Annotated in this window: 21 protein-coding genes; 11 read left to right on the top strand and 10 right to left on the bottom strand. The window is 70.4% G+C overall.

Going from position 1 to position 22,910, the window contains the following annotated elements; genetic code table 11:
• Positions 1-3 precede the first annotated feature (3 nt).
• Positions 4-2,046 (top strand): M3 family metallopeptidase, encoded by a 2,043-nt coding sequence (locus E1B00_RS12305; RefSeq protein WP_139449215.1) that lies wholly within the window; start codon positions 4-6, stop codon positions 2,044-2,046.
• A 4-nt stretch (positions 2,047-2,050) separates the two neighbouring features.
• On the opposite strand, the gene E1B00_RS12300 is transcribed toward E1B00_RS12305, so the two are convergent.
• The 4 genes from E1B00_RS12300 to E1B00_RS12285 all read right to left on the bottom strand — a co-directional run bounded on the left by E1B00_RS12300 (position 2,051) and on the right by E1B00_RS12285 (position 5,403).
• On the bottom strand, positions 2,051-3,007 hold the full coding sequence (locus E1B00_RS12300; RefSeq protein WP_139449213.1) for a bifunctional helix-turn-helix transcriptional regulator/GNAT family N-acetyltransferase: 957 nt from the start codon (positions 3,005-3,007) through the stop codon (positions 2,051-2,053).
• A gap of 104 nt (positions 3,008-3,111) precedes the next feature.
• Positions 3,112-3,744, bottom strand: coding sequence for a methyltransferase domain-containing protein (locus tag E1B00_RS12295; RefSeq protein WP_139449211.1), 633 nt, complete (start codon positions 3,742-3,744; stop codon positions 3,112-3,114).
• A gap of 29 nt (positions 3,745-3,773) precedes the next feature.
• A complete protein-coding gene (gene ltaE / locus E1B00_RS12290; protein WP_139449209.1) occupies positions 3,774-4,793 on the bottom strand; it encodes a low-specificity L-threonine aldolase in 1,020 nt (339 codons plus the stop codon).
• Between the two features lie 70 nt (positions 4,794-4,863).
• Complete coding sequence (locus E1B00_RS12285; protein WP_246048700.1) at positions 4,864-5,403, bottom strand: cytochrome b; 540 nt, start codon at positions 5,401-5,403, stop codon at positions 4,864-4,866.
• 122 nt (positions 5,404-5,525) lie between these two features.
• On the opposite strand from E1B00_RS12285, the gene xth reads away from it, so the two are divergent.
• Both xth and E1B00_RS12275 read left to right on the top strand, forming a co-directional pair.
• Positions 5,526-6,302: an exodeoxyribonuclease III gene (gene xth, locus E1B00_RS12280; RefSeq protein ID WP_139449772.1), complete on the top strand. Its 777-nt coding sequence runs from the start codon at positions 5,526-5,528 to the stop codon at positions 6,300-6,302.
• Between the two features lie 46 nt (positions 6,303-6,348).
• The gene (locus E1B00_RS12275; RefSeq protein ID WP_220396283.1) at positions 6,349-6,906 is read left to right on the top strand and encodes a DUF1801 domain-containing protein; all 558 of its coding nucleotides are present in this window, start codon (positions 6,349-6,351) and stop codon (positions 6,904-6,906) included.
• Here E1B00_RS12275 and E1B00_RS12270 read toward each other — a convergent pair.
• Both E1B00_RS12270 and E1B00_RS12265 read right to left on the bottom strand, forming a co-directional pair.
• Complete coding sequence (locus tag E1B00_RS12270) at positions 6,869-9,085, bottom strand: S9 family peptidase (protein ID WP_139449207.1); 2,217 nt, start codon at positions 9,083-9,085, stop codon at positions 6,869-6,871. The two genes, E1B00_RS12275 and E1B00_RS12270, sit on opposite strands and share 38 nt — an antisense overlap.
• A 10-nt stretch (positions 9,086-9,095) precedes the next feature.
• Complete coding sequence (locus tag E1B00_RS12265; RefSeq protein ID WP_139449206.1) at positions 9,096-9,857, bottom strand: glucose 1-dehydrogenase; 762 nt, start codon at positions 9,855-9,857, stop codon at positions 9,096-9,098.
• A 114-nt stretch (positions 9,858-9,971) separates the two neighbouring features.
• Here E1B00_RS12265 and E1B00_RS12260 point away from each other — a divergent pair, with 114 nt between their 5' ends.
• From E1B00_RS12260 to E1B00_RS12225, 8 genes are all read left to right on the top strand, one after another.
• Positions 9,972-10,754, top strand: a complete 783-nt coding sequence (locus E1B00_RS12260; protein ID WP_220396282.1) for an SDR family NAD(P)-dependent oxidoreductase — start codon at positions 9,972-9,974, stop codon at positions 10,752-10,754.
• 1 nt (position 10,755) lies between these two features.
• Positions 10,756-11,799: a saccharopine dehydrogenase family protein gene (locus E1B00_RS12255; protein ID WP_139449202.1), complete on the top strand. Its 1,044-nt coding sequence runs from the start codon at positions 10,756-10,758 to the stop codon at positions 11,797-11,799.
• A 79-nt stretch (positions 11,800-11,878) separates the two neighbouring features.
• Positions 11,879-12,097 (top strand): DUF3185 domain-containing protein, encoded by a 219-nt coding sequence (locus E1B00_RS12250; RefSeq protein ID WP_139449201.1) that lies wholly within the window; start codon positions 11,879-11,881, stop codon positions 12,095-12,097.
• Between the two features lie 21 nt (positions 12,098-12,118).
• On the top strand, positions 12,119-12,682 hold the full coding sequence (locus E1B00_RS12245; RefSeq protein ID WP_139449199.1) for a TIGR00645 family protein: 564 nt from the start codon (positions 12,119-12,121) through the stop codon (positions 12,680-12,682).
• Between the two features lie 161 nt (positions 12,683-12,843).
• Positions 12,844-15,804, top strand: a complete 2,961-nt coding sequence (locus E1B00_RS12240) for a bifunctional diguanylate cyclase/phosphodiesterase (RefSeq protein WP_139449197.1) — start codon at positions 12,844-12,846, stop codon at positions 15,802-15,804.
• Between the two features lie 27 nt (positions 15,805-15,831).
• Positions 15,832-18,009 (top strand): DNA helicase II, encoded by a 2,178-nt coding sequence (gene uvrD / locus E1B00_RS12235; protein WP_139449195.1) that lies wholly within the window; start codon positions 15,832-15,834, stop codon positions 18,007-18,009.
• A gap of 97 nt (positions 18,010-18,106) precedes the next feature.
• Positions 18,107-19,201 carry a TRAP transporter substrate-binding protein gene (locus E1B00_RS12230; protein WP_176693238.1) on the top strand — a complete coding sequence of 365 codons (1,095 nt, stop codon included), beginning with the start codon at positions 18,107-18,109 and terminating at the stop codon, positions 19,199-19,201.
• Positions 19,202-19,308: 107 nt separating this feature from the next.
• Complete coding sequence (locus E1B00_RS12225; protein ID WP_139449191.1) at positions 19,309-20,223, top strand: c-type cytochrome; 915 nt, start codon at positions 19,309-19,311, stop codon at positions 20,221-20,223.
• Here the strand turns inward: E1B00_RS12225 and E1B00_RS12220 are convergent, their stop codons facing one another.
• Genes E1B00_RS12220 through E1B00_RS12205 form a run of 4 tightly spaced genes read right to left on the bottom strand, consistent with a single transcriptional unit; the run spans position 20,224 to position 22,853 of the window.
• Positions 20,224-20,649 (bottom strand): GNAT family N-acetyltransferase, encoded by a 426-nt coding sequence (locus E1B00_RS12220; protein WP_139449189.1) that lies wholly within the window; start codon positions 20,647-20,649, stop codon positions 20,224-20,226.
• Entirely contained in the window at positions 20,642-22,024 is a 1,383-nt protein-coding gene (locus E1B00_RS12215) for a TRAP transporter large permease (RefSeq protein ID WP_220396281.1), read from the bottom strand. The genes E1B00_RS12220 and E1B00_RS12215 overlap by 8 nt, the downstream gene beginning before the upstream one ends.
• Positions 22,021-22,542, bottom strand: a complete 522-nt coding sequence (locus E1B00_RS12210) for a TRAP transporter small permease subunit (RefSeq protein WP_139449187.1) — start codon at positions 22,540-22,542, stop codon at positions 22,021-22,023. The genes E1B00_RS12215 and E1B00_RS12210 overlap by 4 nt, the downstream gene beginning before the upstream one ends.
• Positions 22,533-22,853: a DUF2782 domain-containing protein gene (locus E1B00_RS12205; protein ID WP_139449185.1), complete on the bottom strand. Its 321-nt coding sequence runs from the start codon at positions 22,851-22,853 to the stop codon at positions 22,533-22,535. The genes E1B00_RS12210 and E1B00_RS12205 overlap by 10 nt, the downstream gene beginning before the upstream one ends.
• Positions 22,854-22,910: the final 57 nt, after the last annotated feature.

The following is a 22,910-nucleotide window of genomic DNA, read 5'->3' as shown; positions in this document are numbered from 1 at the left end:
ACCATGACCCAGACCAACCCCCTGCTCGCCGCCGGTGAGCTGCCCGCCTTCTCCGCGATCGCGCCGGAGCACGTCAATCCCGCCATCGACGAAGTGCTGGCGGGTTTCCGCGCCGCCGTCGACCGCCTCACCGCCGATCCGGCCGCGCGTGACTTCGCGACGCTGATGGCGCCGCTGGAGCGCTGGGAAGAACGCCTCGGGCGCACGTTCGCGCCGGTCTCGCACCTGCACGGCGTGAAGGATTCGCCCGAACTGCGCGAGGCCTATTCGGCCGCGCTGGAGAAGCTGACCGAACACGGCACCGAGCTGGGCCAGAACCGCGGCCTGTACGCCGCCGTGAAGGCGCTGGCCGACGCGCCGGCTTTCGCCGCGCTCGACCGCACCCGCCGCACCGTGGTCGAGGACAGCCTGCGCGGCTTCCGCCTGTCCGGCGTGGCGCTGGAAGAGCCGGCGCGTTCGCGCTTCAAGGACATCCAGAACCAGCTGAGCAAGGTCGAGACCGAATTCGAGGAAGCGGTGCTCGACGCCACCGACGCCTGGACCCGGCCGGTGACCGAGGCCGAGCTGGCCGGCCTGCCCGAATCCGCGCGCGCCATGCTGCGCGCCATGGCGCAGGAAAAAGGCCTCGAAGGCCACCTGGCCACGCTCAAGGGCCCGGTGGTCCAGGCCATCCTGACCTTCGCCGACACCCGCGCGCTGCGCGAAGCGCTCTACACCGCCTACAACACCCGCGCCTCCGACCAGGGGCCCGGCGCCGGAGCGCACGACAACAGCCGGCGCATCGAAACCATCCTCGCGCTGCGCCACGAAGCCGCGCAGCTGCTCGACTTCGCCTCCAGCGCCCACGTGTCGCTGGCCGACAAGATGGCCGGCACGCCCGAGCGCGTGCTGGGCTTCCTGCGCGAGCTGGTCGCCAAGGCACGGCCGGTGGCGCAGCGCGAGCTGGCCGAACTGCGCGAATTCGCCGCCGCCGAACTCGGCATCGCCGACCTGCAGCCCTGGGACGTCGCCTACAGCTCGGAGAAGCTGCGCGAACGCCGCTTCGCCTTCAGCGAGGAAGACCTCAAGCCTTACTTCCCACTGCCGGCGGTGATGCAGGGCCTGTTCACCGTCGCCGAGCGCGTGTTCGGCGTGCGCCTGGTCGAACGCCCGGGCGTGGACACCTGGCATCCGGACGTGCACTTCTTCGATGTCGTGGATGCGGATGGCACGGTGCGCGCGGGTGTTTATCTCGACCACTACGCGCGCGCCGGCAAGCGCGGCGGCGCGTGGATGGACGTCTGCCGTTCGCGCCTGAACGACGGCGAGTCGGCGTTCAAGCCGGTCGCTTACCTGACCTGCAACTTTGCACCGCCGGCGGAAGGCAAGCCGGCCCTGCTGACGCACGACGACGTGATCACGCTCTTCCACGAGTTTGGCCACGGCATCCACCATCTGCTCACCGAAGTGGACTGGCCCAGCGTCGGCGGCATCCATGGCGTCGAGTGGGACGCGGTCGAGTTGCCCAGCCAGTTCATGGAGAACTTCGCCTGGCAGCGCGAGGCGCTGGACCTGTTCGCCAGGCACCACGAGACCGGCGAACGCCTGCCCGACGACCTGTACGCCAAGATGCTGCAGGCCCGGCATTTCCACGCCGGCCTGTACCTGGTGCGCCAGCTCGAGTTCGCGCTCTACGACTTCCGCCTGCACCTGGAATACGACCCGGCCCGCGGCGCCCGCGCGCTCGAGCTGCTGGCCGAGGTGCGCGACGAGGTGTCGGTGCTCAAGCCGCCGGCCTGGAACCGCAGCCCGCACGCCTTCACCCACATCTTCTCTGGCGGTTATTCCGCGGGCTACTACAGCTACCTGTGGGCCGAGGTGCTCAGCGCCGACGCCTTCAGCGCCTTCGAGGAGGCCGGCGTGTTCGACGCCGCCACCGGCGCGCGCTACCGCCGCGAGATCCTCGCGGTCGGCGGCTCGCGTCCGGCCCTGGAAAGTTTCGTCGCCTTCCGCGGCCGCGAGCCCGAGCCCGACGCCCTGCTGCGCAGCTACGGCCTGGCGGCCTGAGGCCTCACCCGCCGCGGTAGATCATGTAGACGTCGGCCCGCTGGTAGTGCGTGCCGGGTTTGACGCCGGGCTGCATCTCGAAGCCGACGCTTTCGTAGAGCTTCAGCGCGGCCTGCAGCTTGCGCTGGGATTCCAGGAACAGCTCGGTGCCGCCGGCGCGGCGGAACTCGGCGATCACTGCCTCGATCAGCCGGCGGCCCAGGCCCAGGCCCTGGTGGCCTTCGGTCACCGCCATCTTGGTCAGCTCGTACACGCCGGGTGATTCCGGCATCAGGGCGCAGGTGCCGACCACCTCGTCGCCGACCAGGGCGAAGAAGATCTGGCCGCCGGGGTCGAGGATGTGCTTCTCCGGCTCGGACAGCACCGCATGGTCGATGGGTTCGATCTTGTAGTACTTGCCCAGCCACTCGGCGTTGAGGCGATAGAAGTGCTCGCGGAATTCGGGCCGGAAGCGCTCGATGCGCACCTGCGCCGCCGCCTGCTCCTGCAGCCGCACGCGGCGCGCGAATTCGGCCGGCAGCGGCTCGGCGTCCAGGCTCTGCTCGTAGCGCGACAGCGTGTCCAGCAGGTCGCCGCCGATCGCCTGCAGCCGCGCCTCGACGGTGTTGCGCATCGCCAGCCACAGCGGCCGCGCCGCCTTGAGTTCCGCCTGCGCCCGGGCGCTGAGCTGCAGCATCCGCTGCCGGCGGTCGCCGCCGCGGCCTGGCTCGAGCCAGCCTTCGCGGCTGAGCTTGTTGGCCAGCTGGCTGACGGCGGAATGGGTCAGGCCGATCTCGCGGGCGATCTCGCCCACGGTCAGCGGGCCGCGCTGCTGCAGCAGGCGCAGCAGCGGGAACCAGCGCGCCTGCAGACCCAGGCCGTGTTCGCGGTAGGCCTGGTCCACCAGGTCGTAGGAACGCTCGCTCAGGACCTTGAGGCGGCTGGCGAGGGCGAGGGCGCCCTGGTCGGAAAGGAAGCTCATGAAAGGCTCCGGCATGTGTTGCGTAAGCGCTAACATATTGCCGGAGCCAGGACATGGCAAGTGCCGGATCCGCCATTTCGACGGCTCCGGCCCTGGCCGGGACTTCAGGGTTTGACCGCCTCCAGCTCCCACAGCAGCCAGGCCGGGCCGAGCTGGGCGCGCTTGCCGCGCAGGAAGCGGATCCAGCGGCGCAGGCTGCGGGCCGCGCGTTTGGCCGGGCCGTGGTTCTGCGGCGAGCCGGCCGCGGCGCTGTAGGCGCTGGCGCGTTCGGTGCGCTGCACGCGGATCACCCGGAAGCGGCCGCGGAAGCCGTACATGCGGCCCAGCGGCGTCTCGCCGCAGAAATAGGTGTGGCTTTCATCGGTGATGATGTTGACGTGGGTCGGGTCGACGAAAGCCTCCGGGTGCGGATAGGCCGGCGTCAGCGCATAGAGCCGTCCGCCCGGCGCCAGCACCCGCCAGATCTCGTCCATCAGCTGCACGAAGGGAAAGCGCGTGCCGCCGCGGCCGTCGGGGAACAGGCGCGGCACGTGCTCGAGGTAGTCGAAGGCCGAGACCGAGCCCAGGCTGCTGTCGGCGAAGGGAATCGGCTCGAGCACGAGGTTGGCGACGCGGTGTTCGTAGGCGACCGCGCCCTCGGGCGCGCGGATGTCGACACCGTAAAGGGTGCCGCGGCCGTAGGGATTGCGCGGGTGTTCGCCGCAGCCGAGGTCGAGATGGGAATCGGGAAGGCTCATGGCGCGATTATGCCCGGCCCGCGCGCGCTTCAGCCGAAGAAGCCGCGGAAGCCGGCGATGGTGCGGGCCAGGCCGGCGTCGTCCACGTCCAGGTGGGTGACCAGGCGCAGGCGCGGTCCGCGACCGGCGGCGATGCGGATGCCGGCCTCGGCCAGGTGCGTGGCGAGCGCGGCTTCGCGGCCGGCGGGCACGGTGACAAAGACCAGGTTGGTGAAGGCGCCTTCGACCACCAGCCCGGGCAGCGAACGCAGCGCCGCCGCGAGCTCCGCGGCGCGGCGGTGGTCGTCGGCCAGGCGCAGCACATGGTGGTCGAGCGCGTGCTGCGCCATCGCCGCGAGGATGCCGGCCTGGCGCCAGCCACCGCCGAGCACCTTGCGCCAGCGGCGCGCCTTGTCGATCAGCGCCGCCGGCCCGACCAACACCGAACCGACCGGCGCACCCAGGCCCTTGGACAGGCAGACCGACACGCTGTCGAAATGCCGCGCGATCTCCCGCGCCGGCACGCCGTCGGCGACCGCGGCGTTGTACAGCCGCGCGCCGTCGAGGTGGTAGGCCAGGCCGTGTTCGCGCGCCAGCGCGCCGGCCGCGGCCAGGTAGGCATGGGGCAGCGGACGGCCGTGCCAGGTGTTCTCCAGCGCCAGCAGGCGGGTGCGGGCGAAGTGCGGGTCGCCCACCGGCTTGATCGCGGCGCGCACCGCATCCAGCGGCAGGGTGCCGTCCACCGCATGCACGATCGGCTGCGGCTGGATCGAGCCCAGCACCGCGGCGCCGCCGCCTTCGTACTTGTAGGTGTGCGCGTCCATGCCGACCAGGTATTCGTCGCCGCGCTCGCAGTGCGCCATCAGCGCCAGCAGGTTGCTCTGGGTGCCGCTGGGCAGGAACAGCCCGGCCTCGAAGCCGAGGTCGCCGGCAAGGCGGTCCTGCAGCGAGTTGACGCTGGGGTCGTCGCCGAACACGTCGTCGCCGACCGGCGCGCGCAGCCCGGCCTCGCGCATCGCTGCGGTGGGCTGGGTGACGGTGTCGCTGCGCAGGTCGACCCAGGCGGTCATCGGCGGTCCTCGGGGATGTGTCGGGCGAGCCGGAAGGATGCCGGCCGCCCGTGCGGACGTCCACCGCGGCTCAGCGCATCCGCACCAGGGTGTCGTCGCGGCGCAGCAAGTGGTGGTAGAGCGCGGCCGCGACGTGCAGGCCGATGACCCAGTAGAACAGGCTGCCGAGGGTGCCGTGCAGGTCCTCGAGGCGGTGTGCCAGGTCCGGGTCGGGTGCCATCAGCGGGGGCAGCACCGCTTGCGTAAACGGAACCATGACCTGTTTGCCGTCGGTCCAGGCCGTCATCAGGCCCAGCACCGGCTGCACCAGCAGGAACGCGTACAGCGCCAGGTGCAGCAGGCGCGCCGGCCAGGCCTGCCAGGCCGGCAGCGCGGGCGTGATCGGCGGGGCGCCGCGGCGCAGGCGCAGCCAGATCCGCGGCAGCACCAGGGCCAGCACCGCCAGCCCGGTCCAGAAATGGCCCTGCACGGCCAGTGTGCGCGCCAGCGAGCCGCGTTCGAAACAACCGCGGGTTTCGATGGCCAGGTAGGCCACGGCCACCAGGACGAACATCAGCCAGTGCAACCGGCGCTGGGCCGGGGAATAGCGGGTGGATTCGGTCGTGGTCACGCATGGCTCCTGGGATGCCGGTAACCCCTGCAGCGTATCGCCGCCACGGCCGCGGCGCTTGACCGGGATCAAGGGTTCGATGCGGTGGCAGGAACGGTTAGCATTCGCCCATGGACACGCCCATCACCATCGCCAGCTGGAACGTCAACTCGCTCAACGTCCGCCTGCCGCACCTGGAGCAGTGGCTCAAGACCGCCGCGCCCGACATCGTCGCGCTGCAGGAAACCAAGCTCGAGGACAGCCGATTCCCCGACGACGCGCTGGCCGCGCTGGGCTACCGCAGCGTGTTCTGCGGGCAGAAGACCTACAACGGCGTGGCGATCCTGGCGCGCGAGCCGATCCACGAGGCCAGCTGCGTCATGGCCATCCCGGGTTTCGCCGACGAGCAGAAACGCGTGCTGGCGGCCACCGTCGGCGACCTGCGCATCGTCGACCTGTACGTGGTCAACGGCCAGGACGTGGGCACCGAAAAGTACGACTACAAACTGCGCTGGCTCGACGCCGTGCACGGCTGGCTGGCGGCAGAGATCAAGCAGCACCCGAACCTGGTCGTGCTGGGCGACTTCAACATCGCGCCCGACGACCGCGACGTGCACGATCCCGCGGTCTGGAACGACAGCAGCATCCTCACCTCCACCGCCGAACGCGCGGCGCTCAAGCGCCTGCTCGACCTCGGCCTGCACGACAGCTACCGCCTGCACCACCAGGACGGCGGCGTGTTCAGCTGGTGGGACTACCGCGCCGCCGGCTTCCGCCGCAACCTCGGCCTGCGCATCGACCTGTGCCTGGTCAGCGACGCGCTGAAGTCCCGCTGCGTCGGCGCCAGCATCGACCGCGAACCGCGCGAGTGGGAGCGGCCAAGCGACCACGCGCCGGCGCTGGTGCAGATCGCGCGCTGACGGGCGCCGCAGCCTTCGCCATCGCCGCGAACGGAGGGGTAACGAGATGGCCATGCAGAAGATAAAGCCCGCCGAGAGCCCCGATGCTTATGTGGCGGCGCTGGGCGGTTGGCGGCGCGAGCTGGTCGAGTCGCTGCGCGATGCGGTGCGGAGCGCCGGAACGTTCGACGAGATGATCAAGTGGGGTCACCTGGTGTACCTCGACCACGGGCCCGCGCTGCTGATCCGCGCCGAAGAGGAGCGGGTGCTGTTCGGATTCTGGCGCGGACAGCGTCTTCGTGGGATCGAGCCGATGCTCAAGCCCGGCGGCAAGTACGAGATGGCGTCGATCGAGCTGCGCGAGGGCATGGGGCTGGCCCCGGCGGTCGCGAAGAAGCTGGCGAAGGCGGCGGCCGCGCTCAACCGCCAGCTCGGGGATCCGGCCGCGCTAGTGCCGAGCAGGGGCGGCGCGAAGAACGCAACGGCGAAGAAAGCGACGACGAGAAAAGCGGCATCGTTAGGAACCGCGACCGCCACGCGCGCAAGCAAGGCCGCGACCCAGAAGGCCGCGGCCCGCAAGCCGCCGCTCAGCCCTTCAGGCAGCGCGCGAAAAAGGCCTCGCTGAGGCGGTAGCGGTGCAGCAGGTCGGCGCCCTGCAGGCCGTGCTTGGCGCCGGGGTAGGTCATCAGCTCGAAGGGCGTGCCGCGCTTCTGCAGCTCCGACATCAGCTTGGTCGAATTCGAGAACAGCACGTTGTCGTCGGCCATGCCGTGGATCAGCAGCAGCTTCGAGCGCAGGCCGTCGAGGTGGGCGAACACCGCACCCTGGCGATAGCCCTCGGCGTTGCGCGCCGGGTGGTCCATGTAGCGCTCGGTGTAGTGGGTGTCGTACAGGGCCCAGTCGGTCACCGGCGCGCCGGCGATGCCGCAGGCGTAGCGGTCGCTGGCCTGGGCCAGCAGCATCAGGGTCATGTAGCCGCCGTTGCTCCAGCCGTGCACGCCGATGCGTTCGCCGTCGACCCAGGGCTGGCGGCGCAGGAAATCCACGCCGGCCTTCTGGTCCTCGACTTCCACCGTGCCCTGCTTTCCGTACAGCGCGCCGCCAAACCGGGCGCCGCGCCGCGGCGTGCCGCGGTTGTCGAGCGAAAACACCACATAGCCGTTCTGCGCCAGGTACTGATTGAAGAAGTGGTCGCCGCGGCTGGGCCAGCCGCGGGTCACGGTCTGTGCCGCGGGGCCGCCGTAGACGTAGACGACCACCGGGTACTTCTTGGCCGGGTCGAAACCTTCGGGCTTGATCAGGCTGTAGTGCAGGGTCTCGCCGCTGGCGGCCCGGAGTTCGCCGAACTCGACCGGGCGATGCGCCGCGCGATAGCTCGCATAGGGATGCGCCGGGTCGCTGGGGTCGTTGGCGACCAGGGTGGCGAGTTTCTCGCCGCTGGCCTTGAACAGTTCGGTCTGCGGCGGCGTCGCCGGGTTCGACCACAGGTCGACGAAGACGCCGGCGTTGGCGCTGAACACGGCCTCGTGCATGCCCGGCTGCGCGCTCAGGCGGCGCGGCTCGCCGCCGGCCAGCGGCACCGCGTAGACGTGTTTTTCCAGCGGCGAATCCTTCGTGCCGGCGACATAGGCGAAACCCGCGGCCTCGTCCACGCCCAGCAGCGCGTCCACGGTCCAGTCGCCCGCCGTCAGCGCGCGCAGCGGGCGGCCGTCGGCCTCGTGCAGGTAGAGGTGTTCGAAGCCGCTGCGTTCGGAGATCCACAGGAAGCGGCCGTCGGCGAGGAAACGCAGGCCGTCGTGCAGCGGCACCCAGGTGCTGGAGGTCTCGGTCAGCAGGGTGCGTTGCGTACCGGCGCCCAGGTTGGCCTCGATCAGCTCGAGGCGGCGCTGGTCGCGGGTCTGGCGCTGGAAGGTGAGCCGCTGCGGGCCGCGCCAGTTCACGCGCGCGAGGTAGATGTCCGGGTCGGCGCCCAGGGAGATCTCACGGCGCTCGACCGTCCCGTCCAGGGTCGCCACGTGCAGCGACACGCGCACGTTCGGGTCGCCGGCCGCGGGGTAACGCTGCTCGACCACTTCGGTGCGGTCGGGATAGACCTCGTAGCGCTTCTGCACCGGCACCGGCGACTCGTCGATGCGCGCGTAGGCGATGGCGGAATCGTCCGGCGCCCACCAGTAGCCGGTGTGGCGGCCCATCTCCTCGTCGGCGACGAATTCCGCGACGCCGTTGCCGACCACCTCGCTGCCGTCGTCGGTCAGGCGGATCTCGCGGCCGCTGGCCAGCTCGATCACCCACAGGTCGCGCCCGCGCACGAAGCTCACATAACGCCCGCGCGGCGACACTTTCGGATCGGTCGCGAATCCGTCGCCCGTGGTCAGCTTGCGCACCGGATTGGGCTGCGAGATCCGCAGGTCGTACAGATACAGCTGGCCGCCCAGCGGGAACAGCAGCGACTCGCCGTCGGGCGCCCACTGGTATTCGACGATGCCGCGGAAGGCGGCGATGCGCTGGCGCTCGCGCCGCGCCTTCTCCTCGTCCGACAGCGTTTCGTCGGGTAGCACCACCGCCGAATCCACCAGCAGGCGCTGCTGGCCGTCGGCGACGCTGTATTCCCACAGGTCGAGCCGGAAGCGGTCGCTGTCCTTGCCGCGCAGGAAGGTGACGCGGCTGCCGTCGGGCGAGATCGCCGGTTTCATCAGGGTCGGGCCCGACAGCGGCGCGCCGCCGGTGATCGCTTCGAGCGTGAGTTTCTGGGCGTGCACGGCGGGGGCGAGGCTCATGGCGGCGAACAGGAGTATCGATTTCATGGACAAGGGCTCAGGACAGGTAGCCGCCGTCCACCGGCAGCGCGGCGCCGGTGAGGTAGGACGAGGCGGGCGAGGCGAGGAAAAGCACGGCGGGCGCGATCTCGTCGGGCTGGGCGACGCGGCCCAGCGGGATCAGGCGCAGCATCATCTCCAGGATCTTCGGGTTGCCGGTCAGCGCCGAAGCAAACTTGGTGTCGGTCAGTCCCGGCAGCACCGCGTTCACGCGCACGCCCAGCGGCGCCAGTTCCTTGGCGAACCCTTCCGTCATGTTGACGATGCCGGCCTTGGTCATCGAATACACCAGCTGGCCCGGCGCGGCGCGCCTGGCGTTCACCGAGGCGATGTTGACGATGCTGCCGCCGCGGCCCTTCATGCGCTTCGCGGCCTGCACCGTGGTCCAGAAATACCCGCGCAGGTTCACTTCGACGGTCTTCTCGTAGGCGTCGAGCGTCATGTCCACGGCCGGTCCGAAGTAGGGGTTGGCGGCGGCGTTGTTGATCAGGATGTCGACCGTGCGGCCAGCGCCGTCGAGCGTCGCGAACAGGCCCTCGATGGCGGCGGTGTCGCCGACGTGCACCGCGTGCGCCTCGGCCGAGCCGCCGTTGGCGCGGATGTCGGCGGCCACGGCCTCGCAGCCCTCGAGCTTGCGGCTGGTGCAGATGACGTGGGCGCCGAAGCCGGCCAGCAGCTTGGCGATGGCCTCGCCGATGCCGCGGGAGGCGCCGCTGACCAGGGCGGTCTTGCCGGAGAGGTCGAACAGGGAATCGGGCACGTGAAGACTCCGTGGAATGCGCGGGGAACGTACGGCTTGGTATGCTCCGGAGCCTAGCACAGGCCCTTCCGGGACCTGGCTGCATCCGGGGAAGCAATGATGGCGCAACGTCGCGTGTTGATCACGGGGGCCGGCAGTGGCCTGGGCCTGGCCTTGGCCCAGCGCTACGCGAAGGCGGGCGACCGCGTCGCCTGCGTGGACCTGGACGCGGCCCGCGCCGAACTCGCGCGCGCCGCGCTGCCGGGCAGCGGCCACCTGGCGATCGCCGCCAATGTGGCCAGCGACGACGCGATGGAGCAGGTGCACGAACGCATCGCCGGCGAATGGGGCGGCATCGACGTGCTGGTCAACAACGCCGGCATCGCCACCGGCGGCGCCATGGTCGAAACCACCATGGCCGAATGGCGCAACGTGCTGGAGATCAACCTGCTGGGCGTGGTGCGCGGCTGCCGGCTGTTCCTGCCCGGCATGATCGCCGCCGGCCGCGGCCAGGTGATCAACACCGCGAGCTTCGCCGGCCTGGCCGGCGCGCCCAGCATCATGAGCTATGGCGTGTCCAAGGCGGCCGTGGTCGCCCTGTCCGAGCAGCTGCGCGTCGAACTGCACGACAAGGGCATCCGGGTCAGCGTGTTGTGCCCGGCCTTCTTCCGCACCAACCTGCTCGAGAGCTGGCAGGGCAATCCGCGCCTGAAGTCCTTCGCCGACAAGATGATGGAGACCTCGCCCGACACGCTCGACAGCGTCTCGGACGCGGTGTTCGCGGCGGTCGAGCGCGGCGAGTTCCTGGTGCTGCCGACCAAACGCGAACCGATGCGCTGGCGCCTCAAGCGCTGGTTCCCGAACCTGTATTTCAACCAGGTGCTCAAGCTGGTCAAAGCGCGTTCGGCGGGGCACTGACATGGACTGGATGATCTACGGCGCCAACGGCTACACCGGCAAGCTGGTGGTCGACGAAGCGGTGAAGCGCGGGCTGCGGCCGGTGCTGGCCGGCCGCAACGCCGCCGCGCTGCAGGCGCTGGCGGCGCCGCACGGCCTGCCGGTGCGCGCCTTCGGCCTGGACGATCCGCACGTGGTCGCCAAGAACCTGCACGGCATGGGCCTGGTGCTGCACTGCGCCGGGCCGTTTTCGGCCACCTGCGCGCCGATGCTCGAAGGCTGCTTGGCCGAGGGCGTGCACTACCTGGATATCACCGGCGAGATCGACGTGTTCGCGCACTGCCATGCGCAGCACGTGCGGGCCAGCGAGAAGGGCATCGTGGTGATGCCGGGTTCGGGCTTCGACGTGGTGCCGACCGACTGCTTGGCCGCGATGCTCAAGCGCGACCTGCCGACCGCGACGTCACTGGTGCTGGCCTTCGAGGCCGGCGGCGGGCCCAGCCCCGGCACTGCCAAGACCAGCGTCGAAGGCCTGGGCAAGGGCGGCCGCGCCCGCATCGACGGCGTGCTGACCCGCGTGCCCCTGGCCTGGAAGACACGCAGCTTCGAGCGCGACGGCGAACAGCGCTTCGCGATGACCATCCCCTGGGGCGATGTCTACACGTCCTTCGTTTCCACCGGCATCCCGAACGTCGAGGTCTACATGGGCGTGCCGCCATCCACCGCGTCGCGCCTGCGCCGCCTGCGGATGCTGGGCCCGCTGCTCGATACCGGCCTGGTGCAGCGCTGGCTCAAGCGCCAGGTCGAGAAGAAGGTGCGCGGCCCCTCCGACAGCACGCGCGGCAAGACCGGCTGCGTGGTCTGGGGCGAGGTGCGCGACGCCGAAGGCCGCGAGGCGCGGCGCCGACTGCGCACGCCCAACGGCTACGAGATCACCGTCACCGCGGCCCTGGGCATCGTGGCGCGCCTGCGCGACGGGGAGCGTCCCGGTGGCGGCTATTACACGCCCTCGAAGCTGATGGGTGCCGACTACGTGCTCGGCCTGCCTGACGTGCGGCTGGACTGAGGGCCGCGGCGCTTGGCAGGGCCGCACATTGCCTCTACCCTTCGCTGGCCCGTCCCCGGGCACACCTGGAGTTGAAACCATGCGCACCCCTGCCCTCGTCATCGGCGTGCTCCTGCTCATCATCGGCGGCCTCATCACGGCCGGCGTGTTCAAGTTCCAGACCACCGAGAAGGTGGCCGACATCGGCCCCATCGAAATCAGCAAGACCGACACCAAGACCCCGCCCATCAACCTCGGCTGGATCCTGCTGGGCGCCGGCGCGGTCGCCGTGGTGATCGGCGCGGTCAGCAAGAAGTAAGCCCCCAGCCACGGAATCCACATGCCGCACGACAGCCACGACGTCCCTTCCACCAAGCTCGGCCCGCTGCCCACGCTGATCTTCGCGTCGCGCTGGCTGCAGTTGCCCCTGTACCTGGGCCTGATCGTTGCCCAGGGCGTCTATGTGTTCCTGTTCATGAAGGAACTCTGGCACCTGGTGCACGACGCCACCGGGCTGACCGAGCAGAAGATCATGCTGGCCGTCCTGGGCCTGATCGACGTGGTGATGATCTCGAACCTGCTGGTGATGGTGATCGTGGGCGGTTACGAGACCTTCGTCTCGCGGCTCGGGCTGCAGGGGCATCCGGACCAGCCGGAGTGGTTGAGCCACGTCAACGCCAGCGTGCTGAAGGTGAAGCTGGCGATGGCCATCATCGGCATCTCCTCGATCCACCTGCTCAAGACCTTCATCGACATCAGCAACCTGGGCGCCGAGGGTTCGAAGTTCACCGAGGCGGGCGTGCTGTGGCAGACCATCATCCACATGGTCTTCATCCTCTCGGCGATCGGCATCGCTTGGACGGACAAGCTGATGTCGCAGGCGGGCAAACCTAAAGGGCACTGATCCGGCCCACTAGTCGGACTGGCCTGAGGCCAGGCCGCCCTGCGTTGGCAAACAGACCGGCCCGGCCCTGACGGGGCCGGTCTTCCACCCGAGGTGACCGCCTGACCCCCCGCCGCGCTGCCGCCGCCGACCGCCTCCGCCATCCGGACAGCCTCCGGGGCGTGCTGGGTTATGGCCTGCTGCTGACCCTGCTGCTGGCTTCGGCGCTGGGTTTCGTACTCTGGCGCGATTACCAGGGCAAGCTCGAATCGGCGGCCCGGCAGTCCGAAGCCCTGGCGCAGGGCAGTGCCCGCCTCATCGCCTTCCAGCTGCGCAACCTCGACCGGGCGATGCGCGGCATCGTCGCCGATGTCGAGACGTTGGCGCAGGCGGCGCCGGACCGCGTCATCGGCCTGGAGCCTGCCTTCATCCGCGGCGTGGTCGAACGCCATGCCGAACTCGAGTCCATCGTGCTGGTGGATGCGGCGGGCCGTGCCCTCACGCCCGGCGGCGACGAACCGCGGCTGGCCGCCTGGGCCGGCATCGCGCGCCGCCAGATCGGCGCGTCCGGCCTGAGCCTGGGACCGCCGCGCCGCGAGGCCGACGGCGGCGAATGGCTGCTGCCCATGGCCCGGCCGCTGCCGGCGGCGGTGGGCGGCGGCTGGGTGGTGGCGCGCCTGCGCGTGTCGGCCCTGCAGGACGTGGTCGAAGGCATGGCGCTGGGCCCGCACGGCGTCGCGGCGCTCGTCGCACGCGATGGCACCGTGTTGGCGCGCAGCCGCGACGCCGAGCGCCAGGTGGGCCAGCGTTACCCGGAGCTGCCCGTGCTGCGCGGCGACCCGCCGCCGGGCAGCCACGGCGTTGTCGAAGAACGCAGCGGCATCGACGGCGTGACCCGGATCCGCGCGTATCGCGCGCTCGACGACTATCCCCTGCTGCTCTCGGTCGGCCTGGCGCGTCAGGACGTGCTGGCGTCCTGGTGGCCTTTCGTCGGTGTCGCCCTGCTGGCCGGCCTGCTGTACGTGCTCGGCTGGCTCTACCTGGTGCGCAGCCTGCTGCGCGGCAACGCCCAGCAGCGCATCCTGCTCGACGAAGTCGGGCGCAGCGAGGGCCTGCTTCACGAAGCCCAGCGCATTGCCGGGCTGGGGTCGTGGACGGTGGTGCGCAACCGCAACTGCGTCGAATATTCGCCGGAGGCCAAACGCATCCACGGCCTGCCCGACGACGGCGAGCCGGTCGACCTCGCCACGGCGCTGAGCCTGGTGCACCCCGACGATCTTCCGCTGGTGCAGGCCTGGCGCGCGCGCTTCACCGATACCGAGCCGGTGGAATGCGAGTTCCGCCTGGTCCGGCCCGACGGTACGCAGCGGGTCGTGCGCTGCCGAGGCCGCACCGTGCACGACGAAGACGGCGGCGTGCGCGAGGCCGGCACCGTGCTCGATGTCTCCGAGCGCGCGCGGGCGCACGAGGCGCGCAACGCCGCCGAACGCCAGTACCGCTTCATGTTCGACCGCAACCCGCTGCCGTTCTGGGTTTATCGGCGCGACACCCTGCAGTTCATGGCGGTCAACGACGCTGCGGTGGCCAGCTACGGCTACAGCCGCGGCGAGTTCCTGGGCATGACCCTGTTCGACATCCGCCCGGCGGAGGACGCCGAGGACCTCAAGCGCGCCGTGCGCCGGCGCGAGGAGGGCGGCCGCGGCCAGCTGTGGCGGCACCGACGCAAGGACGGCAGCCTGATCGACGTGCGCATCTATGCCGCCGACATGGAGTTCGAGGGACATTCCTGCCGCCTGGTGCTGGCCGAAGACGTCACCGAGCGGCTGCGCGTGCAGCGCGACCTCGCCCATCGGGCCAGCCACGACGAACTGACCGGCCTGGGCAACCGCGTCGCCGTGCTGGAGCAGCTGGCCGGCCTGATCGCCCGGGCGCGCGAGCAGCGCAGCCGGGTGCTGGTCCTGCACCTGGACCTGCGCCAGTTCAAGCTGGTCAACGACAGCCTGGGCCACGAGGTCGGCGACGAAGTGCTGAAGGTGGTGGCGGGGCGGCTGTCGCAGCTCGATCCCGACCTGGTCGTCGGCCGCCTGGGGGGCGACGAGTTCGCGCTGCTGGCGCCGAGCACGGCCGCCGACGGCGTCGCCGCGGCCGAAGTCCTGGCGGCTCGCGTGCACATGCTGCTGTCGGAGCCGGTCGAGGTGATGGAAACGCTGCACTACCTGCACCCCGACATCGGCTACGCCCTGCACCCCGACGACGGCGAGGATCCCGATCGCCTGCTGCACAAGGCCGGCGTCGCCAACCACGAGGCCAAGCGCCGCGACCGCCCGCAGACCGTGCGCTACCAGGCCGAGCTCGACCGGCGGGTGCAGGGGCGGCTGCAGATGGTGGCGCGCCTGCACGAGGCGATCGAGCGTGAGGAATTCGAGCTGCATTTCCAGCCGCAGTATTTCGCCTCGGGCCGCGAGCCGGTCGGGCTGGAGGCACTGGTGCGCTGGCGCCATCCCGAACGCGGCCTGGTGCCGCCGGGCGAATTCATCCCGGTCTGCGAAGACAGCGGCCTGATCGTGCCGTTGGGCCGCTGGGTGCTGCGCGAGGCCGCGCGCCACCACCGCCTGCTGGTCGAGGCCGGCTGGCAGGGCCTGACGATCGCGGTGAACGTCTCGGCGATCCAGTTCCGCAGCGGCGAGCTCGAGGCGGACGTCGGCGCCCTGGTGCAGGAGTTCAGCCTGCCGCCGGGCGTGCTCGAGCTGGAGCTGACCGAGAGCATCGTGATGGACGACCCCGAGGCCGCCATCGCCGTGCTCGAGCGCCTGCGCCAGTTCGGCGTGATGCTGTCGATCGACGATTTCGGCACCGGTTATTCGAGCATGGCCTATCTGCACCGGCTGCCGGTGGACAAGCTCAAGATCGACCGCAGCTTCATCGCCGACGTCGAGGAGGACAGCCACAACGCGGCGATCTGCGAGTCGGTGCTCAGCCTGGCGCGCAGCTTCGGCCTGAAGGTGATCGCCGAGGGCGTCGAGACCCGGGCCCAGATGGACTGGCTGCGCCAGCGCGGCTGCGACGAGGTCCAGGGCTTCCTGCTGGCCCGGCCCATGCCCTTCGCCGACGTGCTGCGGCACCTGGGCCATCCGCCGCGGTGACCGCGCCGGCGCCGGTACAATGGCGCCATGGATGTTTCCCACCTGCTAGACGAACTCAATCCGGCCCAGCGCGAAGCGGTTTCCGCACCGCCCGGCCACGTGCTGGTGCTGGCCGGCGCCGGCTCCGGCAAGACCCGCGTGCTCACGCACCGCATCGGCTGGCTGAACGAAGTGGTCGGGGTGCCGGCGCACGGCATCCTGGCGGTCACCTTTACCAACAAGGCGGCGGCGGAAATGCGTGGCCGCGTCGAGGCGCTGCTGCGCCACGGCAGCCGCGGCATGTGGATCGGCACCTTCCACGGCCTGGCGCACCGGCTGCTGCGCCTGCACTGGCAGGAGGCCGGCCTGCCCGAATCCTTCCAGGTGCTCGACCAGGACGACCAGGTGCGGCTGCTCAAGCGCATCGCCGCCGACCTCGAGCTGGACGAGGGCCGCTTCCCGCCACGGCAGATGGCCTGGTGGATCAACGCGCAGAAGGACGAGGGCCGGCGCCCGAAGCATATCCAGCCGGCCGGCGGCGATCTGTTCGGCTCGACCATGCTGCGCGTCTACGAGGCCTACCAGGAGCGCTGCCAGCGCGCCGGCCTGGTGGATTTCGCCGAACTGCTGCTGCGCGCGCACGAACTCTGGCTCGAACATCCGGCGCTGCTGCACCACTACCAGCAGCGTTTCCGGCATCTGCTGGTCGACGAGTTCCAGGACACCAATGCCATCCAGTACGCCTTCATCCGCGTGCTGGCCGGCGAGACCGGCGAAGTGTTCGTGGTCGGCGACGACGACCAGGCCATCTACGGCTGGCGCGGCGCCAAGGTCGAGAACGTGCAGCGGTTCCTGCACGACTATCCCGGCGCGCGCACGCTCAAGCTCGAGCAGAACTACCGCTCCAGCGGCAACATCCTGGCCGCGGCCAATGCGGTGATCACCCACAATCCGGACCGCCTCGGCAAGCAGCTGTGGACCGCCGACGGCGAGGGCGAGCCGATCGACCTGTTCGCGGCCTACAACGAAGTGGACGAGGCGCGATTCGTGATCGAACGCATCCAGTCCTGGATCCGCGACGGCGGCAGCGCCGGCGACAATGCGATTCTCTACCGGTCGAACGCGCAGTCGCGGGCGATGGAAGAACAGCTGGTGCAGGTCGGCCTGCCCTACCGCGTCTACGGCGGCCAGCGCTTCTTCGAGCGCATGGAAATCAAGGACGCGCTGGCCTACCTGCGCCTGGTCGCCAACCGCGACGACGACGCCGCCTTCGAGCGCGCGGTCAACACCCCGCCGCGCGGCATCGGCGGCAAGACGCTCGACGAAGTGCGCCGGCATGCGCGCGAACAGGCCGTGTCGCTGTGGCAGGCGTCGGTGGCGCTGTCGGGCGGCGGCGCGCTGCCGGGTCGCGCACGCAACGCCCTCAAGGCCTTTTCCGACCTGGTGGACGGCCTGCAGTCGGGCATCGCCGATTCGCCGCTGCACGAGCAGTTCGACCACGTGATCAACACCTCGGGCCTGCGCGCGCACTATGCCGCCGAGTCCAAGGGACAGCTCGACTCGCGCACGGAGAACCTGGACGAACTGGTGTCGGTCGCCAGCCGTTTCGAGCGTCGCGACGACGAGGCCAGCCAGCAGATGAGCGAGCTGGTCGCCTTCCTCAGCTATGCCGCGCTCGAGGCCGGCGAAGGCCAGGCCGAGGCCGGAGAAGACGGCGTGCAGCTGATGACCCTGCACAGCGCCAAGGGCCTGGAGTTCCCGCAGGTGTTTCTGGTCGGCATGGAGGAGGGCCTGTTCCCCAGCGGAAAGTCCACCGAAGAAAGCGGGCGGCTGGAGGAGGAGCGGCGCCTGGCCTACGTCGGCCTGACCCGCGCGCGCCAGAAGCTGGTGCTCAGCTATGCCGAGTCGCGGCGCCTGCACGGCATGGAGATGTTCGGCACGCCATCGCGTTTCCTGCGCGAGATACCGCCGGCGCTTCTGCGCGAGGTGCGGCCGAAGGTGAACATCAGCCGCCCCGTTTCCTACGGCGCGCCGCGCGCGGCGGCGCTGGAGGCCGCGCCGGGCATGAGCCTGCGCCTGGGTCAGCGGGTGCTGCACCCGAGCTTCGGCGCCGGCGTGGTGATGGACGCCGAGGGCAGCGGCGCGCATGCGCGCGTGCAGGTCAACTTCGAACGTGGCGGCGCCAAGTGGCTGGTGCTCGGCTACGCCAACCTCACCCCGGCCTAGCCAAGTCCGGGGTCGGATGAACTTAACGATTGAAGCGCCAGATTCAATCGTTAAGATCATCCGACCCCGTACCCCCAGCCTGCTTCCGGAGCCATTGATGAAACGACGTGAACTTCTGCGCGGCGCCGGTCTGGCCGCCGTCGCCACCGGGCTGGCGGCCTGCACGCCGCGCGAACAGGGAGCCGCCGCCGGCGTGTCGGCCGAACGCCTGCAGTGGAAGATGGTCACCTCCTGGCCGACCAACTTCCCGGGCCTGGGCACCGGCGCCGCGAAACTAGCCGAGATGATCACCACCGCCACCGGCGGCCGCCTGACCGTGAAGGTCTACGGTGCCGGCGAACTGGTGCCGGCCTTCGAGGTGTTCGACGCGGTCAGCCGCGGCACCGCCGAGATGGGCCATTCCGCCGCCTACTACTGGAAGGGCAAGGCGGCCGCCGCGCCCTTCTTCTGCGCCGTTCCCTTCGGCCTGAACGCGCAGGAGATGAACGGCTGGCTCTACAGCGGCGGCGGCCTGGAGCTCTGGCGCGAGCTGTACGCGCCCTTCGGCCTGGTGCCTTTCCCGGCCGGCAATACCGGCGTGCAGATGGCCGGCTGGTTCCGCAAACCGCTGGAATCGCTGGCCGACCTCAAGGGCCTGAAGATGCGCATCCCGGGCCTGGGCGGCGAAGTGATGGCGCGGGTCGGTGCGGCGCCGGTGAACGTGCCGGGCGGCGAGATCTTCAGCGCGCTGCAGTCGGGCGCGATCGACGCGGCTGAGTGGGTGGGACCGTACAACGACCTCGCTTTCGGACTGCATCGCGCTGCGAAGAACTGCTACTACCCGGGCTGGCAGGAACCCGGCCCGACGCTGGAATGCATGATCAACCGGGCGGCGTTCGAAGCGCTCCCGGCGGACCTGAAGGCGATCGTCGAAGCCTGCTGCCGCGCGCTCAACGACGCGATGCTGGCCGAATACACCGCGCGCAACCAGCAGGCGCTCGACGCGCTTGTGCGCGAACACGGCGTGCAGCTGCGCCAGCTGCCCGACGACGTGATGCTGGCGTTGCGCAAGGCCTCCGACAAGGTGCTCGAGGAAGTCGCCGCCTCGGACCCGATGGCGCGCCGCGCCCTCGATTCCATGCGCGCCTTCCAGGCGCAGGCCAAGGCCTGGCACGCGGTGTCGGAAGAGGCCTACTACGCCACCCGTGGCTGACCGCGCCCGACCCCTGCCGAAGGTCACGGAACGACGTTTCCAGCCCAATCCTCGCTGAACGCGCCCCGGCCGGCATCGGCCGGAACCTGCGTATTCCGGGGCCTGGAATGGAGAACACGATCATGGGCAAGTGGTTCAAGCGGTCGGCCTGGTTGGCCGGCCTGTTCATCGGTCTGATGGCGACGCTGTACGCGGCGGCCTGGGCCAAGACCGAAAACGCGCTGGCAAAGCGCTACGAGATCGCCGACGCGCCGCTGCAGTTCCGCGGCGATGCCGGCGAGCTCGCCCGCGGCGCGCATCTGTACACCGTGCTCGGCTGCGTCGAGTGCCACGGCGAAGGCGGACGCGGCAAGGTGGTGTTCGACGCCGGCCCGGTCGCGCGCGTCACCGCGCCCAACCTCACGCCGCCCGCCGTGGCCGAACGCTACAGCGCCGACCAGCTGGCGGCGGCGATCCGCCACGGCGTCGGTCCCGACGGCCGTCCGCTGCGCTTCATGCCCGTCGGCGACTTCAAGGATCTTTCCGATGCCGACACCGCGGCCCTGGTCGCGCACCTGCAGATGCTTCCGGACTCGGACAACGCGCCGCCGCCGTTCGAGATCCGGCCGCTGGGCCGCGTGCTCTATCTGCTGGGCAAGCTAGAGCTGGTACCGGCGGAACGCCTGGACCACACGCCGCGCGTGCGCACCTCGCCGCCGCAGGGCCCGAACGCCGAATACGGCGCTTACCTGGCCCAGACCTGCACCGGCTGCCACGGCCAGGACCTGGCCGGCCAGCGCGTGCCGGGCACGCCGCCGGAGCTGCCGGAAGCCGCGAACCTCACGCCGCACGCCAACGGCCTGGCGGGCTGGACCGAGGCCGACTTCGTCAAGGTGATCCGCCAGGGCCAGCGTCCGGACGGCCGCGAGCTGCACGGCTTCATGCCGTGGAAGGTCTATGCCGCGATGACCGACGACGAGCTGCGCGCGATCTGGCTGCACCTGTCGGCGCTGCCGCCGGCGCCCGGCACCGGCAAGGGCTGATCAATCCAGGTAGGCGTCGGGCTTGTAGCGTTCCATGAAGGTCTGCGGCCGCGCCAGCGGCGTGAAGCCATATTGCGCGTAGAGCGCATGCGCATCCGAGGTGGCCAGCGCGAAGCGGCGCAGCTTCTGCGTATCCGGGTGCGCCATGATCGCCGCCATCAGCGCCTTGGACACGCCCCGGCCGCGCGCTTCCGGCAGCACGAACACATCGGCGAGGTAGGCGAAGGTGGCCCGGTCGCCGATCACGCGCGCGTAGCCGACCTGCCGGCCGTCCAGCAGCGCGCTGAAACACAGCGAGTTCGCGGCCGCGCGTTCGACCACCGCGCGCGGGATGCCCGGGCACCAGTAGGCCTGGGTGCTGAGGAAACCGTGCACGACGTCGAAATCGATGTCGGCCGGGTCGGTGCTGATGCGCAGTTCAGCCATACAGCCACTCCGGAAGGGCGGTCGCCAGGCCCGGGAAGGTCGCGACCAGGGCCAGCACCAGCAGCTGGATCACGATGAAGGGGACCACGCCGCGGTAGATGTCGCCGGTGCGCACTTCCGGCGGCGCCACGCCGCGCAGGTAGAACAACGCGAAGCCGAAGGGCGGCGTCAGGAACGAGGTCTGCAGGTTGACGGCCATCATCACGCCCAGCCATACCGGGTCCACGCCCAGGGCCAGCAGCGCCGGTCCGACGATAGGCACGACCACGAACACGATCTCGATGAAGTCGATGACGAAGCCCAGCAGGAACATCAGCAGCATCACCGCGACGATCGCGCCCCACTTGCCGCCGGGCAGCGAGGCCAGGGCCTCGTGCACGAGGTCGTCGCCGCCGTAGCCGCGGAAGACCAGCGAGAACAGCGCCGCGCCGACCAGGATGGCGAACACCATCGCGGTCACCTTCACGGTTTCCCGGCCGACCTCGAACAGGCGCACCGCGCCGAGGCGGCCGTAAAGAGCGGCGAACAGCGTCGCGCCTACCGCGCCCACCGCCGCCGCTTCCGTCGCCGTGGCGTAGCCACCCAGGATCGAGCCCAGCACCAGCGCGATCAGCGAAAGCGCCGGCAAGATCGCCTTGGCCAGCTGCGCGAGCGAGCGCGACTGCGTTTCCTTCAGCGCGGGGGCGCGCTCCGGCTGCCGCCAGGCCACCCACAGCACGTAGGCCAGGTAAAGCGCCACCAGCGCCAGGCCCGGCACCAGCGCGCCGGCGAACAGGTCGCTCACCGACACCGTCTCGGGCGCGTAGATACCCTGCTTGAGCTGGGCCTGCTGGTAGGCGTTGCCGAGCTGGTCGCCGAGCAGCACCAGCACGATCGAGGGCGGGATGATCTGGCCCAGCGTGCCGGAAGCGCAGATGGTGCCGCTGGCGAGGCGCGGGCAGTAGCCGTGGCGCAGCATGGTCGGCAGTGAGATCAGGCCCATCGCCACCACCGTGGCGCCGACGATGCCGGTGGAGGCGGCGAGCATCGCGCCCACCAGCAGCACCGCCACCGCCAGGCCGCCGCGCACCCGCCCGAACAGCGCCGCCACCGCCTCGAGCAGCGATTCCGCGATGCGCGAACGCTCGAGCATCACGCCCATGAAGACGAACAGCGGCACCGCCACCAGGGTCTCGTTGCCCATCACGCCGAATAGGCGGTTGGGGAAGGCTTCCAGGAAGCTGGGGTCGAAGTTGCCCATCAGCAGGCCCAGGCCGGCCGCCAGCAGGGCCACGCCGCCGAGCACGAACGCCACCGGAAAACCGCTGGCGAGGCCCGCGAACAGGCCCAGCACCAGCAGCACGATCATCAGGATGTGCTGGTCGTGCAGGCTCATGCCGCCCCGCCGGCCAGGGCGCGGCGCAGCGCGCGCAGGGTCTGCGCCAGGCCCTGCAGGGCCAGCAGGGCCGCCGAGAGCGGCATCAGCGACTTGAGCAGGTACCAGCCGGGCAGGCCGCCCGGATCGCGCGAGCCTTCATCCGCCGCCCAGCTGGCGGCCACGTAGTCCCAGCTGATGATCACCATGAACACGCAGAAGGGCAGCAGCAGCGCCAGCCCGGCGCCGAACTCGACCCAGGCGCGGGTGCGCGCGCTCCAGCGCTGCGAGAATACGTCCACCCGTACGTGCGCATCGTGCTTGAAGGCATAGGACAGGCCGAGCAGGAAGATCGACGCGTGCAGCCACAGCACGGCCTCCTGCGCCGCCACCGAGCCGGCGCCGAAGCCGTAGCGGGCCAGCACGAGGCCAAAGACCACCGCCACGACGGCAACGGCGAGTACCGCCGCGATCCGTCCCGCGGCTTCGCTCAGCGCATCGGCGAGGCGCTCGATCGGCGCCACGGCGCTCAATCCCATTCGTAGATCGTCCAGTACACCGGCGAGACCTTGGGCAGGCGGTCGTCCCGGTTCAGGCGGCCATTGCCATCGGTGTCGTGCAGGTAATAGGCCGGCCCACGTTCGGGCGTGACCTTGACCATGTAGAGCTGGCCGTTCTGGCGGTATTCCTCGACCCGGTCGCCGTTCTCCTCGACGCGGATGGCGACGGTGGGCGGCTCGTCCTGCATGGCGGGCGCCTCGGCCTTCTCCGGGATCGGCACGTCGCCCGACCGGCCCGTGTCGGCGTCCTGGGCGAGCAGGGCCAGCAGCAGCGGAAGCAGGGGGGACATGGCGGATTCTCCTGTGACGCGGGGGGCTTGCAGAATGGCAAATGCGCCGGGGGCGCT

This window comes from Arenimonas terrae, assembly GCF_006265115.1.
GTDB classification, from domain to species: Bacteria; Pseudomonadota; Gammaproteobacteria; order Xanthomonadales; family Xanthomonadaceae; genus Arenimonas; species Arenimonas terrae.
Note: the sequence above shows the minus strand (reverse complement) of the source record. Positions and strands in the feature narration are given on the sequence as shown.